The following is a 14,755-nucleotide window of genomic DNA, read 5'->3' on the forward strand; positions in this document are numbered from 1 at the left end:
TCACGCCCCCGCCGTCGTGCGCTGGCGCTCGACCTCGTCGGCCAGGTGCGTCATCCGCTCCGCGACCGCCTCGGCGGTCGGCGCGGACTGGTGGCCGACGATCCGCCCGTCCGCCAGGTACAGCACGGCGTCGGCGAAGGACGCGGCGACCGGGTCGTGGGTCACCATCACCACGGTCTGCCCGAACGCCCCCACCGACTCGCGCAGCAGGCCGAGCACGTCCCGGGCACTGCGGGTGTCGAGCGCACCGGTCGGCTCGTCCGCGAACAGCACCCGCGGCCGGGTGAGCAGCGCCCGCGCGATCGCCACCCGCTGCTGCTGCCCGCCTGACAGCTCCGAAGGCAGGTGGCCGAGCCGCTCGCCGAGGCCCACCCGCTCCAGGACGGCCCTCGCCCGGCCCTTGTCCGCCCTGCGGCCGGCGAGCCTGAGGGGGAGCACCACGTTCTGCATGACCGACAGCGTCGGCAGCAGGTTGAACTGCTGGAAGACGAAACCGATCCGCTCCCGCCGGAACTTCGTCAGCTCCGCCTCCCCGTCGCCCGTCAGCTCCGCGCCGTCGACGAAGACGCGGCCCCCGGTGGGACGGTCCAGGCCCGCGGCGCACTGGAGCAGCGTGCTCTTGCCGGACCCGGACGGGCCCATGACCGCCGTGAACGACCCGGTCGGCAGCGACAGCGACACCCCGTCGAGCGCGACGACCTGGTTGCCCTCAGGGCCGAACACCCGGCGCACGTTCTCCAGCCGGAGCGCCTCACCCGGCGCCTGGCGCTCGGGCTCCGGTCCCCTGCGTCCGAACATCGTCCTCACCTCCGCCCGGCGCCCCCTCGCGGGGCGCCTCCGGAACACGAAGCTACGGACGCGCGGGGCCGCCGAGGATGGGTCCAGCACGCCGATCGGGGTAGGCAAAACCCCACCATCGCCCGGGCCCGGTCTCCCCCGCGGCGTGCCGGGCCGGTTAGAGTCGCCCGAGGTGCGCCGGGAAGTCTGGTCGGCAGGTCCCAGCATCCGCATGCCGTCCGGGAGGTCCTGTGCAGGCCACCGCCGCGATCGTCATCTTCGTCGGCGCGTACGTGCTGATCGCGTCGGAGAAGGTGCACCGGACGGCGGTGGCGCTCGGCGGCGCGGGGCTGATGCTCCTGCTGCACATCACCGACGCCCGGGGCGCGTTCTTCTCCTCCGAGTCCGGGATCGACTGGAACGTCATCTTCCTGCTGCTCGGCATGATGGTCATCGTCTCGGTGCTGCGCCGGACGGGCGTGTTCGAGTACGTGGCGATCTGGGCCGCCAAACGCGCGCGGGGGCGCCCCTACCGGCTCATGGTGATGCTGGTCGTGCTCACGGCGGGAGCGTCCGCGCTGCTGGACAACGTCACCACCGTCCTGCTGGTCGTGCCCGTCACGTTCCTCGTCTGCGAGCGGCTCGCCCTCGCGCCCGAGCCGTACCTCATCGCCGAGGTCATGGCGTCCAACATCGGCGGCACCGCGACCCTGGTCGGCGACCCGCCCAACATCATCATCGCCAGCCGGGGCGGCCTGACGTTCAACGACTTCCTGGCCCACCTGGCCCCCCTGGTCGTGGTGCTGATGATCGTGTTCTGCCTGCTGTGCCGGTGGCTGTTCCGCTCCGCGTTCCGCTACGACCCGGACCTCGCCGCCGAGGTCATGGAACTGGAGGAGCGGGAGGCCGTCACCGACCGCCGCCTGCTCGCGCAGGGGCTCGCCGTCCTCGCCGTCGTGATCGCGGCGTTCGTGCTGCACCCCGTCCTGCACTACGAGCCGTCCGTGGTGGCGCTGCTCGGCGCCGGGCTGCTCGTCGCCGCGACCAGGGTGACCATCGAGGAGGCTCTCAGCGAGGTCGAGTGGCCCACGCTGGTGTTCTTCGCCGGCCTGTTCGTGATGGTCGGCGGCCTCGTCGAGACCGGCGTCATCGGCGACGTCTCCAGGGCCGCGGCGGACGCCACCGAGGGCCGCCTCGGCGCCGCCGCGATGCTGCTGCTGTGGGCGTCCGCCGGGCTGTCGGCGATCGTGGACAACATCCCCTACGTGGCGACGATGAGCCCGATCGTCTCCGACCTCGTCCGGCAGCACCCCGGCACCGACGGGCACGTGCTGTGGTGGGCCCTCGCCCTCGGCGCCGACCTCGGCGGCAACGCCACCGCCATCGGGGCCAGCGCCAACGTGGTCGTGCTCGGCATCGCCGCCCGCAACGGCACGCCCATCAGCTTCTGGCGCTTCACCCGCTACGGCATCGTCGTCACGCTCGTGACGGTCGCCCTGGCGACCCCGTACCTCTGGCTCCGCTACCTGTGACGATCTTCCCCGCATCCGGGAGGATGGGGGGATGGACGAGGTGCCTGAGGACTGGGAACGCGCGCTCGCGATCGTGGCGCACCCCGACGACCTGGAGTACGGGACGTCGGCGGCGGTGGCCAAGTGGACGGGCCAGGGGAAGACCGTGACGGAGGTGCTGGCCACCCGCGGGGAGGCCGGGATCGACTCGATGGACCCCGGTGAGGTCCGGCGGATCCGCAGCGCCGAGCAGGTCGAGGCGGCGCGGATCGTCGGCGCCCGCGCCGTCGAGTTCCTCGACCTGCCGGACGGCACGCTGGAGTACGGCCTGCCGCTGCGCCGGATGCTCGCCGCGGCGATCCGGCGGCACCGGCCCGAGGTGGTGCTGTCGGTGAACTTCCGCGAGACCTTCCCCGGCGGCGGCTTCAACATGGCCGACCACCGGGTGCTCGGCCTCGCGGTCGCGGACGCGGTCCGGGACGCGGCGAACCGGTGGGTGTTCCGCGACCTCGGCCTGGAGCCGTGGCAGGGCGTCCGGTTCGCGCTGTTCGGCGGATCGCCGCAGCCCACCCACTACGTGGACGTCACCGGCCATCTGCGGGCCGGCATCGACTCGCTGCTCGCGCACCGCGTCTACTTCGCCGAACTGGGCGCCGGGTTCGACGCCGAGGCGTTCCTCACCGGCATGGCCGAGACGGGCGGGAGGCAGGCGGGCGTCGAGCACGCGATGACGTTCGAGATGATCGAGGGCTAGTGGCGGGCGTTGGGCCGCTTGCCCTTGTTGTGCTTGCTCCGCTTGCGGGCCCGGCGTTTGCGCGTCTTCTTGGACATGCCCCGATTGACCGCCCGCGGACCGGTCCAAGGCAAGCGATCGGCCGGGCGCAGACGGCACGAACCCGCCCGGGCGCACGCCCGAAAAGCGTGCGGCCGGACGGGTCCGGTGCTCGTGCGGTCAGCGGACCTCGGTGATCTCCGGGCCGCGCTCGAACGGGTCGAAGGTCTCCACGCCCTCCTCCTGCCCGTCCTCGCCGGCCTCGCTGAACTCCTGCGGGATCTGCAGTTCCAGCAGCTCGCGGGGCGGCATCGGGGCGTCGCCGCGGTGCACGACCACGCCGCGCAGCACGTCCTCCAGGACCTGCCACTGCTCCTCGTCCTCGATCGCGGCGCCCTGGACCACGGCCTGCAGGAACCAGCGGGGGCCGTCCACACCGAGGAAACGAATGATCTGCGGCGCCCAGCCCTGCTCGACGAACTCCGCCGGGATCTGCTCGCGGACCTCCGGCGGCATCTCGGCGAGGACCTCCTCGGTCAGCGCAGCCGGGACCATCGCCAGCAGCTCGGAGCCGAACGGGCCCTCGCCCTCCTGGGTCTGGCCCTGCGCCTCCTCCTGGATGTCCTTGGCGGTCTCACGGCGCACGTCGTCCCAGATGCCGCTGCGCTTCGGCGCGGCGAACACCTGGAGCTGCATGGCGCTCTCCTCGTACTGCACCAGCACGGCGACGGGGCGCCCGTCGAGCGGGTTGCCCTCCTCGTCGACCTGGGTCGCCTCGAAGTTCACCTGGAAGCCCAGCCCCGGCGCGACCGGAACCTGGAGGGCACCGAAATCCAGCCGCTGCAACTCGGGGAAGGACTCCTCGGAATCCCACGGGCCGCCCGCCGCCGATTCTGCCTTGGCCGCCCCCGCCTCGGCGGGAGCCTCCTCGGCGGTCTCCGCCGGCTCCTCGGTCACCTCGGGACCCTCCGCGGGCTCCTCGGCCTGCCGGCGACGTCCAAAAGCCACGACTCACGCTCCTTCTCGACTGTGCTCATTGTCCCCGGATCGCGGGGCCGGGCCGAATCCGCCGGTGGAGCCGAACCCGCCGTCTCCGCGCGCCGATCCGGGAAGCTCGGTGACCTCGTGGAACACCGCGTGCTCGACCCGCTGGACGACCATCTGCGCGATGCGGTCTCCGCGCCGCAGTCTCACCGTGGCGCGGGGGTCGGTGTTCAGCAGGGTCACCTTGATCTCACCCCGATAGCCGGCGTCGACCGTACCGGGTGCATTAACGATGGTCACCCCCAACTTAGCGCTCAATCCGGACCGCGGGTGAATGAAAGCGGCGTAGCCGTCCGGCAGCGCGATCGCCATCCCGGTGGGAACGACGGCGCGCTCCCCCGGCGGCAGTTCCACGTCGGCGGCGGCGACCAGATCGGCGCCCGCGTCGCCCGCGTGGGCGTACTGCGGCAGGGGCAGCTCCGGATCCAGCCGCTGGATCAGCACATCGACCTTGCTCACGGGCTCCACCTCACGCGCCTACCTGCCGGAGAACCACACGACCCTACCCAGGGCGCCGGGGACGGCCGCCGCTGAAACGCCGCCGCCGCGCGAGTCCGGCAGTTGACCCTACCCGGTCCCAGGCGTGACCACTTCCGGAAGGTTTGACCCAGAAATGAAGTATCACGCGTAGCGTCGCAATTGTTACCCGCGGCACTTCTGTGGGATTCGTTCCCACAGGAAGGGGACGGCATGGGCACGCGCGGGCACCACGTCACCCACCGGTCGCTGGACGGCGTGCGGGTCCGGCTCGCCGGCGACCACGACCTGCGGCGGCCGTGCACGTCGGTGGCGCGGATCGCCGAGGGCGGGCGGCTCCACGAGATCTCCAGCGGCACCCGCGAGGACGCGCTGGCCTGGGCCGCCGACATCGGGGTCGATCGCTTCGAGCAGGAATTCCGCACCCAGGGCGGGCGGCTGCGGGTCGGCGGGACGGCGACCCGCGACGCCGAGACGGGCCTCAGCGACCCCGTCCTGGCGGCCGTGTGGGAGGGACGCCGTCACGCGGTGTTCACGCACCTCTACCACGGGCGCCCCGCGGACGCGGTGGCCTTCTTCGACACCGTGCGCCTGACCGAGCACGAGGACGGGGTCACCGCCGTCCCGCGCGGCCGGGCCAGGCGCCCCGAGCCGGCGGAGATGGTCAAGGAGGTGCCGGGGATCGGCCTGCTGGAGATCACCGCGCTGACCACGGTCACGCGCCGGCGGCTCCCGCCGTGGCGCGGCGCCTCGGTCGCGGGCGGCGAGCTGTTCCGGGACACCGTGGAGGGCCAGGGCCCCTACTTCCTGCTGGCGCTGACGTCGCTGCTGGTGACCGTGCTGCCCGAGGAGGACCGGGTCCGCGACGTCCCGCGGCGGCTCGCGGGGCTGGCGGTCGAGGCGGTCCGGTGACCGGGCTGCTCGCCGGGATCGCCGCCGTCACGGTCCCGCTCGTCCTGCTGGCGTCGCTGGCCGGGCAGGTCAGGCGCCCGGCGGCGCTGGCCGCCGCGCTGCGGGCGCACCGGGTGCTCCCGGCCGCCCTCGCCGGCGCGACCGCGGCGGCCGTGATCGCCGCGGAGGCGCTGATCGGCGTCACCGGAGCGGCGGCGCTGCTGCTCCGGCTGGACGGTCCGGTGCGCGCGGCCGGCGGGGCGGCGGCCGTCCTGCTGGCCCTGTACGCGGCCTACGCGGCGCACGTGGCCCGTACCCGGCACGGTGTCCCCTGCGGATGCGGCGGCGGCGGCACGCCGATGAACGGCTGGGTCGCGGGACGGGCCGCCGCGCTCTGCGCGCTCGCCCTCACCGGCGCCCTGCACGGGCTTCCGGCCGGCTCCACCTTGTACGAGTCGTCCGTGGAGGTCGCGGCGGGGCTGGGGTTCGCCGTGCTCCTCTGGACGCTCCCGCACGCCATGACCGAGGAGAGGAGGACGGCCGGATGAGCTTCCAGAACAGCGCGCTCCTGCTGTCATGGGCGGCGATCCTGCTGCTCGCCCTGGTGGTCGCCGGACTCGTCCGGCAGGTCCACGCGCTCGGCCGGGGGGCCTCACGGCCCGCCGGGCTCGGCCCCGCCGCGGGCGCGCCCGCGCCCGCCTTCGACCGCCTCGGGCCCGGCCTGCTGCTCTTCCTGGACCGCGAGTGCGGCGTGTGCGCGGACGTCCTCGCCGCCGTCCCGATCGGACGGCCGCTGCACGCGATCTTCGCGGGGCCGCCGCCCGACGAGGCGCCGCGTCCCGGTGTGACCGTGCTGGCCGGCGAGCAGGACGGCCTGTTCGCCGACTACCGCGTCCCCGCGACCCCGTTCGCCGTGCTGGTCGGCGCCGACGGGCGCGTGCGGGCCGCCGAGCCCGTCGGCTCTCCCGAAGCCCTCCGCGCCCTCACCCTGGAGGCGGCACGATGATCGAACTGGAAGACGTCCCGCCGCTGCGCGGCCCCCGCCCGGCCGGGGCGCAGCGCGTCCGGCGGCGCCCGGTGCCCGCGGACGAGCGGCGGTTCCGCCCGGTGCGGCGCAGCGTCCTCACCGGGCTCGCCGCCGCGGGCGCCACCGCCGGCCTGAAGGCCCTCGGCGTCTTCCCTCCCGCGCGGGAGGCGCTCGCATCGGGCTTCCAGCTGGTCGGCTACTACGACATCTATCCGCGCTGCCCCTCGTACGCGGCCAACCACAACTGCTCCCCCGGCTGCGGGCCCAGCCTGGTGTGCAGCGTGTGCTGCCGCACGAGCGGGAAGTACAAGGGCTTCCACAAGTCCGGCGTGTCGGACCCGGGCCGCTACAAGCTGCGCCCCAGCCAGTGCTACGGCGGCGGCTACGACGGGTGGCTCTGGGCCTACGCCAAGAGCTGCGGCAGCTGCAAGAAGGGCGTCACCTGGCGCTGTCATGACGGCTGGAAGAAATCCAAGAAGGGCAACTGGTACAAGACCATCTGCCGCAAGGCGATGGCGTGCAAGAACTGACCGCCGGGCGGCTGCGGCGGGGCACGACCGACCCGCTCCTGCCCGTCGCCGCCCTCGCGCTCCTGGCGGTGTCGGCCGCCGCCCTGGACGCCGCCGTCCTGTGCTGGGCGTCGATCGGCGCGCTCGCCGGGTTCTCCCTGTCGGGCAGTGTCTGAACGCGCAACAGCGAATCCGTGCTGTTCTCGCCAGGTTGGCGGGCCCCCGTACGGCAGGGCGAGGTCCTGGCCGTCTTCACCCTCGGGCTCCTGCTCGGAGGCACGCTCACCGCGACGGTGATCTGGCTGTCGTCCGGCCTCTCCGCGCCGCTCCCGGCGTCCGTCCGGACCGCCGCGGTCCTCGCCGTCGCCGGGCTGGGAGCCGCGAGGGAGGCCGGGCTGGTCCGCGTCCCGCTCCCCCAGAACGCCCGCCAGATCCCCCAGGACGTCCTGCAAACCCGCCTCCGCAAGGGCGCCCTCCAGTTCGGCTTCGAACTCGGAACCGGCGTCCGCACCTACGTCTCCGCCACGGCCCCCTATGTCCTGGCGCTGGGCCTGCTCCTCGTCCACGAGGACCCGCTCACCACCGTCCTGACGGGCACGGCCTTCGGCGCCGGGCGCGCGCTGAGCGCCCTCCTCACCTACCTGGCCCGCGACGATCGACGGGACGCCGCGATGGCCGCCCGCATGCCGCCCGTGAAGAACGCCACCGCCCTCGCGTCCCTCGCCGCCCTCGCCCTCCTGCTGCTGTGACCGGAGGGCGCTCGGGCTTGACGGATGTCCGGAAGGCTCGGTTCGATGGAACCGAACGGCGTTCTGACTTCTGAGGACGGTGTGCGGTGACGACGACGGCACGGGCGACCCAGGACGACCTGTCCGATCTGGCCTTCTGGTCGCTGCCCCCGGACCGGCGGCTGGCGGCGTTCGCGCGGCTGCGCGAGCGCGAGCATCCGGCGTTCTTCCCGGAGCTCAAGCTGCCGTTCATCCGGACCGGGCCCGGCTACTACGCGCTCACCCGGCACGCGGACGTGGTGGAGGCCAGCCGGACGCCGGAGGTGTTCAGCAGCGAGCCGTGCTCGAACAGCATCGCCGACCTGCCCCGGTACATGGCCCGCTACTTCGGCTCGATGATCAACATGGACGACCCGCGGCACGCCAAGATCCGCCGGATCGTCTCGCGGGCGTTCACCCCGCGCGTCCTCGCCAAGCTGGAGACCGACCTGCAGGCGACCGCGACGCGGATCGTCGACGACCTGGAGCGCAAGGGGTCGGCCGACTTCGTCACCGACGTCGCGGCGCGGCTGCCCGTGCAGGTCATCTGCGACATGATGGGCATCCCCGAGCGGGTGCGCCCGATGGTGTACGACCGGACGAACACCATCCTGGGGCTCGGCGACCCCGAGTACACCGGCGGCAAGGACGTGACCCGCGAGGGCATCACCCGGATCGGCGTCCTGTACGGGCTGCTCATGGCGATGTCCGCGGGGTACGAGCTCAACCACCTGGCGATGAAGCTCGCCCGCAGGCGCCGCCGGCACCCCGGCGACGACCTCGTGTCGCGGCTGGTCTCGGCCAACGTCGACGGCGAGTCCCTGACCGACCAGGAGATCGGCTCGTTCTTCATCCTGCTCGTCGTGGCCGGCAACGAGACGACCCGCAACGCCATGACGCACGGGCTGAAGCTGTTCACCGACAACCCCGAGCAGCGGGCGCTGCTGATGGAGGACTTCGACGCGCGCGTCCCGGGGGCGGTCGAGGAGATCGTCCGGATGGCGACACCGGTCATCCAGTTCCGCCGGACCGTGACCCGCGACCACGAGATGCACGGTCAGCGGTACAAGGCCGGTGACAAGGTCCTGCTGTTCTACAACTCCGCGAACCGCGACGCGGAGGTGTTCACGGACCCGGACGTCTTCGACATCACCCGCTCCCCCAACCCGCACGTCGGCTTCGGCGGCCCCGGCCCGCACTTCTGCCTGGGCGCGAACCTGGCCCGGCAGGAGATCACGGTGATGTTCCGGGAGCTGTTCACCCGCGTCCCGGACATCCGGGCGAGCGGCGAGCCGAAGATGCTCTACTCCAACTTCATCAACGGCATCAAGCACCTGCCCTGCACGCTGTGAGCGGCGCGGTTCAGGACGCCCGGCGGCCGGCGTCCCGCGCCGCGGGCGACACCGCGAGGTAGTCGAGCGCCCGCTGCGTCGAGCATGCGCGGGACGGGTGGTAGTCGCGCCGCAGGTACGCGCGGCCGGCGGAGATCATGAACCGGTTGCCGGGGAACAGCCCGCGCCGCACGGCCCGCCGGTAGTCGCGGATCCGCGGGCGGACGCCCCTCAGCGTCGGGTCGGCCCGGCACAGGAACACGGCCCCGGCGTACACCATCAGCGGCAGCGCGAGGACGCCGATGAAGAACGCGATGAACCGCATCCAGTACCGCCCGGCCACGTGCTGGTAGACGTCGAACGCGACGGACCGGTGCTCGACCTCCTCGGCGCCGTGCCAGCGCAGCAGGTCCATCATCGTCGGATCGGCGCCGGCCTCGTCCAGCTCACGGGCGTCCAGGATCCACTGCCCGAGCACCGCCGTGTAGTGCTCGATGCCCGCGATGACGCCGATCCGGACGAACAGCCAGCGCTTGCGCGGCAGGAGCGGCACCGGGCACCGGTCGCCGAGGATCCGCCGGAACACCCACTCGATCCGGTCGGTGAGGGGGCCCGGGTCGAGGCCCTGCTCCCGCATCTGCCGGTCCAGGACGCCCTGGTGGGAGTAGGCGTGCACGGCCTCCTGACCCATGAAGCCCTTGACCTCGTGGTAGAGGCGCTCGTCGTCCCGCACGAGCGGGAGCGCCTCCTTGTAGACGTGCACGAACCACCGTTCGCCCGCGGGCAGCAGCAGGTGCAGGACGTTGATGAAGTGCGTGGCGACCGGCTCGTCCGGGATCCAGTGCAGCGGCGTGTCCGCCCAGTCGAACCGCACCCGGCGGGGGGCGATCACGGGGTGCCGCTCGTCGATGTCGCTCAACCCGTCTCCTCCCGCGCCGCGCCGGACCGGACGCGTCCCGCGGCGACAGCTAATTAGACTGGAAATCTAATATGTGGAGTGCGCCGGACCCCCGTCAAGGCCCGGCCGGGGTGATCTACGTCGCGGGGGCCAGGACGACGTCGACGGTGAGCGCGGCGGGGGCGTCCTCCAGGGTCAGGTCGGCGATCCGCCCGGCCGCGGCCAGGTCCGGGCGCGCGATCCGCGTCACCTGCGAGCCGCGCACGACCGCGCTGGTCACGTCGGCGCGCATCGACGCCCTGGCCTCCGACTTGGCCTTGCGGACCTGCCGGAGCGCCTCGCCCGTCGCCGCGAGAACGGCAGGGTCGCCGCCCGGCGGCAGTTCGGCGGCCGACGGCCACGAGGCCGTGTGCACCGACCCGTGCCGCCACCACGACCAGACCTCCTCGGTCACGAACGGCAGGACGGGCGCGAACAGGCGCAGCAGCACCGACAGCGCGGCGCGCAGCGCCGCACGCGCGGACAGCGCCTGCGGCCCGTCCCCGTAGGCGCGGGCCTTGACCAGCTCCAGGTAGTCGTCGCAGAACTCCCAGAAGAACCGCTCGGTGCGCTCCAGAGCGCGCGCGTAGTCGTAGCCCTCGAACGCCTCCGTCGCCTCCTCGACGACCCCGGCCAACGCCGCCAGCATCGCCTTGTCCAGCGGCTCGGTGACCGGAGCGTCCGGGGCCGCCGCACCGAGCCCGAGCACGAACTTCGACGCGTTGAGGATCTTGATGGCCAGGCGGCGGCCGACCTTGATCTGGCCGGTGTCGAACGCGGTGTCGGTGCCGGGGCGCCCGCCGGCCGCCCAGTACCGGACGGCGTCGGAGCCGTACTCGCGCAGCAGGTCGATCGGCGTGACGACGTTCCCCTTGGACTTCGACATCTTCTTGCGGTCCGGGTCGAGGATCCACCCGGACAGGGCGGTGCCCTTCCACGGCAGCGAGCCGTGCTCCAGATGCGAGCGCACGACCGTGGAGAACAGCCACGTGCGGATGATGTCGTGCGCCTGCGGCCGGAGGTCGAAGGGGAAGACCCGGGCGAACAGGTCGGCGTCGCGCTCCCAGCCGCCCGCGATCTGCGGGGTCAGCGACGAGGTCGCCCAGGTGTCCATCACGTCGGGGTCGCCCGCGAAACCGCCCGGCCGGCCGCGCTGGTCCTCGGTGAAGCCCGGCGGGACGTCGGACGACGGGTCGACCGGCAGGGCGTCCTCGGCCGGCACGATCGGGTCGGCGTACACGGGCTCGCCGGAGTCGTCCAGCCGGTACCACACGGGGATCGGCACCCCGAAGAACCGCTGCCGCGAGATCAGCCAGTCGCCGTTCAGGCCCTCGACCCAGTTCTCGTAGCGGGCCCGCATGTAGCCGGGATGCCATTCCAGCTCCCGCCCGCGGGCGAGCAGCTCCGCGCGGACGCCCTCGTCGCGGCCGCCGTTGCGGATGTACCACTGCCGGGTCGTGACGATCTCCAGGGGCTTGCTGCCCTTCTCGTAGAACTTCACCGGCCGGCTGATCTTCCGGGGCTCGCCGTCCAGGTCGCCGGACTCGCGCAGCAGCTCGACGACGCGCTCCTTGGCCGAGAACACCGTCTTGCCCGCCAGCTCACCGTACGGTCGCGCGGGGACGCCCGGCGGCGGGTCGGCGGCGAGACGCCCGTCCCAGTCGATGACCGCGCGGGTGGGCAGGTCCAGCTCGCGCCACCAGGTGACGTCCGTGACGTCGCCGAACGTGCAGATCATCGCGATGCCGGAGCCCTTGTCGGGCTCGGCCAGCCGGTGCGCGACGACCGGGACGTCCACGCCGAACAGCGGCGTGCGCACGGTCGTGCCGAACAGCTCCTGGTACCGCTCGTCGTCGGGGTGCGCGACCAGCGCGACGCAGGCGGGCAGCAGCTCCGGCCGCGTCGTCTCGATGTAGACGGGGCGCTGGTCGCCGTGGAACCGGATCCGGTAGAACGCGCCGGGGTGCTCGCGGTCCTCCAGCTCGGCCTGCGCGACGGCGGTGCGGAACGTGACGTCCCACAGCGTCGGCGCCTCGGAAACGTAGGCCTCACCGCGGGCCAGGTTGCGCAGGAACGCGCGCTGGGACGCCGTCCGGGCGGTGTCGCCGATGGTGGTGTAGAGGTGGCTCCAGTCGACCGACAGGCCGACGCGCCGCCACATCTCCTCGAAGGCCTTCTCGTCGACCTCGGTGAGCCGCTCGCACAGCTCGATGAAATTGCGCCGCGACACCGGCTGCTGGCGTTTCGGGTCGGGCTTGGCCGGGGGCTCGAAGTCCGGATCGTAGGGAAGGGACGGGTCGCACCGGACGCCGAAGTGGTTCTGCACGCGGCGCTCGGTCGGCAGGCCGTTATCGTCCCACCCCATCGGGTAGAAGACCGCCCGACCGCGCATGCGGTGATACCGGGCGACGGTGTCGGTGTGGGTGTAGGAGAAGACGTGGCCGACGTGGAGGGAGCCGCTCACGGTGGGCGGCGGGGTGTCGATCGAGTAGACCTCGCCGCGCGGCCGGGTGCGGTCGAAGCGGTGGACGCCCTCGTCCTCCCAGACGCGTACCCATCTGTCCTCCAGGCCGTCCAGGGAGGGCTTCGGAGGGACGTTCGAAGTACGCGGCTGCTCTGTCATGAGGCCAATCGTATTGATACCGGCCCGGGTCGCATGCCGATTGCCGGCGCCGACGCGGCGATCACCTTCCCCGCCGGGGGCGGGCCGTTCCGGTAGCGTCGGAGACGACAGGACGAGAGAGGACCAACATGGCGGACAAGGGCGACATCGGCTGGCGGGTGATGGCCGGCGCGGCCGCATTCGCGGGCGGCTTCGTCGCGAAGAAAGTCATCACGCTGGCCTGGAAGAAGAGCACCGGCAAGGAGCCCCCGACCAACCCCGAGTCCCCCGACGTGGCGCTGGCCGAGGCGATCGGATGGGCCGTGGTGATGGGCGTCGGCATGGAGGTCGCGCGGCTGCTCGCCACCCGCGCCGCCGCCCACCAGTGGGCCAAGGGCACCGGCCAGCTCCCGCAGAACCTCAAGGCCGACGTCTGAGACGTCCCGCGCCGGGGGCCTGACCCCCGGTCTGCGCCCATGCGCGTCGCGGCCGGTCCCTCCGATGATCGGAGGGACCGGCCGCGACGCGTTCTCGTCGAGCCGGGGGCCCGGAAACGGCTTCGCCTCGTGGGACGCGCCGCCTCCTCGACACCCGCGTGTGCCGCCAGGGGGTGGGCGGCCCGCTACGGGTCCAGGCGACGGGGCTGGTCGCCGGGGAGCGGGGGCAGGGAGCCGGCGATCTCCCGCAGGTCGGCCCGGACCTTCAGGGCCAGCCCCTTGGTCGCGGAGCGGTTGAGGGCGGCGCCGGCCGCGGCGCCGGTGAGCAGGGGGCCCATCGTGGACATGCTCCGGCCGAAGACGCGGAGCATGCGCCTGCGCAGCGCGCTCTTGGCGGCCGTGCCGAGAGCGCTGGTGAGGGTGCCGCCCTCCAGGGGGTTGATGCCGCGCTGCCGGGCCCAGGACGTGACGAACGCGGCACCGCGCGCGGTGCCGGTGCCCTGGACGCTGACGCCGTACACCTCGTGCAGCTCGGCGATCATCTTCACCTCGATGGCCGCGACGACGAGCGTCTCGGCGGCGAGCTGGGCGGGCGCCGTCAGCAGCAGCGGCGGGGCGGCGAACTCCACCGCGGCCAGCGCGCCTCCCGCGGCGCCGACGGCGGTCGTGGCGTTGCCCGCCGCCTTGACGATCCGGTCGGCGAGCTCCTCGCCCATCAGCCCGTGGTGGTGGGCCTGCAGGGTCTCCAGATCGCGGATCGGGATGTGCGGCGCGGTCGCGAGGAGCAGGTCGGCGAGCCACCTGCCGCGCGCGAAGCCCGCGGCCCCCACCTTGCGGGCGCTCTGGCCGAGCAGTCTGGCCAGTCGCCCGAGCAGGCGGCCGCGGGTCTCGCGGTCCATGTCCTCGTCGGAGGCGAGCCGGCCGATCAGCTCGCCCAGCTCCGCGGAGCCGTCGCCGCGCGCCGGCCCCACCTCGCCATGACGCGGTTCGATCTCTTCCGTCACCCCGCCTCTCCCGTCACGCGCCCTCTTCCCGTCACCCGGTGTCCGCCGCCGGTCAGGCGGCGCACTCGCGGCAGACCGGCCGGCCGTTCTTCTCGGTGGCCAGCTGGCTGCGATGGTGCACCAGGAAGCAGCGCGTGCAGGTGAACTCGTCGGCCTGCCGAGGCACCACCCGGAAGGTGAGCTCCTCGTTCGACAGGTCGGCGCCCGGCAGCTCGGCGACCTCGCCGGCGTCCAGGTCCTCGTCGATGATGCTGGCCGCCTTGTCGGCGCGCCGGGCCTGGAGCTCCTGGAGGCTGTCCTCGCTCAGGTCGTCGTCTGTCTTGCGTGGGCTGTCGTAGTCGGTCGCCATCTTCTATCTCCATCCCCCTCAGTGCTTTATGCGCCCCGTCGCGCGGATCTAACGCTCGGGGGACCGTTCTTGTGCCCGATCCGGGCGGGAAATTCTGTCACGGTTGGTGACCTGCGACACACGAGGCGCGACCGTTCCCACGAGTGACACCCATCACCCGACTCTTTCCTCGCACTGTGCCATCCATCACATACCCGGCGAACGACACCGCCCCGTTCCGGGGACCGTGGCGCCTGCCGGGGTTCCCGCGGCGGCGGGGATCATATCGGTCCCGGAGGCGTTGTGCGCACCGATCGCCCCGGCGCGGCGGGATGGCCCGA

At 72.9% G+C, this 14,755-nt stretch carries 18 protein-coding genes; 10 read left to right on the forward strand and 8 right to left on the reverse strand.

Annotated features, from left to right (window positions below):
* A complete protein-coding gene (locus tag BJ999_RS30040) occupies positions 1-798 on the reverse strand; it encodes an ABC transporter ATP-binding protein (protein WP_179836375.1) in 798 nt (265 codons plus the stop codon).
* A gap of 230 nt (positions 799-1,028) precedes the next feature.
* Here BJ999_RS30040 and BJ999_RS30045 point away from each other — a divergent pair, with 230 nt between their 5' ends.
* Together BJ999_RS30045 and BJ999_RS30050 are read left to right on the forward strand one after the other, a co-directional pair.
* Complete coding sequence (locus BJ999_RS30045) at positions 1,029-2,309, forward strand: ArsB/NhaD family transporter (protein WP_179836376.1); 1,281 nt, start codon at positions 1,029-1,031, stop codon at positions 2,307-2,309.
* A gap of 73 nt (positions 2,310-2,382) precedes the next feature.
* Positions 2,383-3,042: a PIG-L deacetylase family protein gene (locus BJ999_RS30050; RefSeq protein WP_373292703.1), complete on the forward strand. Its 660-nt coding sequence runs from the start codon at positions 2,383-2,385 to the stop codon at positions 3,040-3,042.
* Here the strand turns inward: BJ999_RS30050 and BJ999_RS44190 are convergent.
* From BJ999_RS44190 to dut, 3 genes are all read right to left on the reverse strand, one after another.
* Entirely contained in the window at positions 3,039-3,119 is an 81-nt protein-coding gene (locus BJ999_RS44190; protein WP_476692282.1) for a 50S ribosomal protein bL37, read from the reverse strand. The genes BJ999_RS30050 and BJ999_RS44190 overlap by 4 nt on opposite strands.
* 121 nt (positions 3,120-3,240) lie before the next feature.
* A complete protein-coding gene (locus tag BJ999_RS30055) occupies positions 3,241-4,068 on the reverse strand; it encodes a DUF3710 domain-containing protein (RefSeq protein ID WP_179836378.1) in 828 nt (275 codons plus the stop codon).
* Between the two features lie 3 nt (positions 4,069-4,071).
* A complete protein-coding gene (gene dut / locus BJ999_RS30060) occupies positions 4,072-4,563 on the reverse strand; it encodes a dUTP diphosphatase (RefSeq protein ID WP_179836379.1) in 492 nt (163 codons plus the stop codon).
* A gap of 231 nt (positions 4,564-4,794) precedes the next feature.
* On the opposite strand from dut, the gene BJ999_RS30065 reads away from it, so the two are divergent.
* From BJ999_RS30065 to BJ999_RS30095, 7 genes are all read left to right on the forward strand, one after another.
* Positions 4,795-5,493, forward strand: a complete 699-nt coding sequence (locus tag BJ999_RS30065; protein WP_179836380.1) for a hypothetical protein — start codon at positions 4,795-4,797, stop codon at positions 5,491-5,493.
* A complete protein-coding gene (locus BJ999_RS30070) occupies positions 5,490-6,020 on the forward strand; it encodes a MauE/DoxX family redox-associated membrane protein (protein WP_179836381.1) in 531 nt (176 codons plus the stop codon). Before BJ999_RS30065 ends, BJ999_RS30070 begins: the two co-directional genes overlap by 4 nt.
* Positions 6,017-6,478, forward strand: a complete 462-nt coding sequence (locus tag BJ999_RS30075) for a hypothetical protein (RefSeq protein ID WP_179836382.1) — start codon at positions 6,017-6,019, stop codon at positions 6,476-6,478. Before BJ999_RS30070 ends, BJ999_RS30075 begins: the two co-directional genes overlap by 4 nt.
* Complete coding sequence (locus tag BJ999_RS30080; protein WP_179836383.1) at positions 6,475-7,029, forward strand: hypothetical protein; 555 nt, start codon at positions 6,475-6,477, stop codon at positions 7,027-7,029. The genes BJ999_RS30075 and BJ999_RS30080 overlap by 4 nt, the downstream gene beginning before the upstream one ends.
* Positions 7,017-7,184: a hypothetical protein gene (locus BJ999_RS30085; RefSeq protein ID WP_179836384.1), complete on the forward strand. Its 168-nt coding sequence runs from the start codon at positions 7,017-7,019 to the stop codon at positions 7,182-7,184. The genes BJ999_RS30080 and BJ999_RS30085 overlap by 13 nt, the downstream gene beginning before the upstream one ends.
* Before the next feature lie 18 nt (positions 7,185-7,202).
* On the forward strand, positions 7,203-7,757 hold the full coding sequence (locus tag BJ999_RS30090) for a hypothetical protein (protein ID WP_179836385.1): 555 nt from the start codon (positions 7,203-7,205) through the stop codon (positions 7,755-7,757).
* An 86-nt stretch (positions 7,758-7,843) separates the two neighbouring features.
* The gene (locus tag BJ999_RS30095; protein ID WP_179836386.1) at positions 7,844-9,127 is read left to right on the forward strand and encodes a cytochrome P450; all 1,284 of its coding nucleotides are present in this window, start codon (positions 7,844-7,846) and stop codon (positions 9,125-9,127) included.
* 10 nt (positions 9,128-9,137) lie between these two features.
* Here the strand turns inward: BJ999_RS30095 and BJ999_RS30100 are convergent, their stop codons facing one another.
* Positions 9,138-10,025: a metal-dependent hydrolase gene (locus BJ999_RS30100; protein WP_179836387.1), complete on the reverse strand. Its 888-nt coding sequence runs from the start codon at positions 10,023-10,025 to the stop codon at positions 9,138-9,140.
* A gap of 115 nt (positions 10,026-10,140) precedes the next feature.
* On the reverse strand, positions 10,141-12,666 hold the full coding sequence (valS, locus tag BJ999_RS30105; RefSeq protein ID WP_179836388.1) for a valine--tRNA ligase: 2,526 nt from the start codon (positions 12,664-12,666) through the stop codon (positions 10,141-10,143).
* A 128-nt stretch (positions 12,667-12,794) separates the two neighbouring features.
* Here valS and BJ999_RS30110 point away from each other — a divergent pair, with 128 nt between their 5' ends.
* Positions 12,795-13,082: a DUF4235 domain-containing protein gene (locus BJ999_RS30110; RefSeq protein ID WP_179836389.1), complete on the forward strand. Its 288-nt coding sequence runs from the start codon at positions 12,795-12,797 to the stop codon at positions 13,080-13,082.
* Positions 13,083-13,267: 185 nt separating this feature from the next.
* Here the strand turns inward: BJ999_RS30110 and BJ999_RS30115 are convergent, their stop codons facing one another.
* On the reverse strand, positions 13,268-14,086 hold the full coding sequence (locus BJ999_RS30115) for a hypothetical protein (RefSeq protein WP_229810129.1): 819 nt from the start codon (positions 14,084-14,086) through the stop codon (positions 13,268-13,270).
* A 52-nt stretch (positions 14,087-14,138) separates the two neighbouring features.
* A complete protein-coding gene (locus tag BJ999_RS30120) occupies positions 14,139-14,435 on the reverse strand; it encodes a DUF4193 domain-containing protein (protein ID WP_089313703.1) in 297 nt (98 codons plus the stop codon).
* Positions 14,436-14,755: the final 320 nt, after the last annotated feature.

The sequence above is a fragment of the Actinomadura citrea genome (genome assembly GCF_013409045.1).
Taxonomy (GTDB): domain Bacteria; phylum Actinomycetota; class Actinomycetes; order Streptosporangiales; family Streptosporangiaceae; genus Spirillospora; species Spirillospora citrea.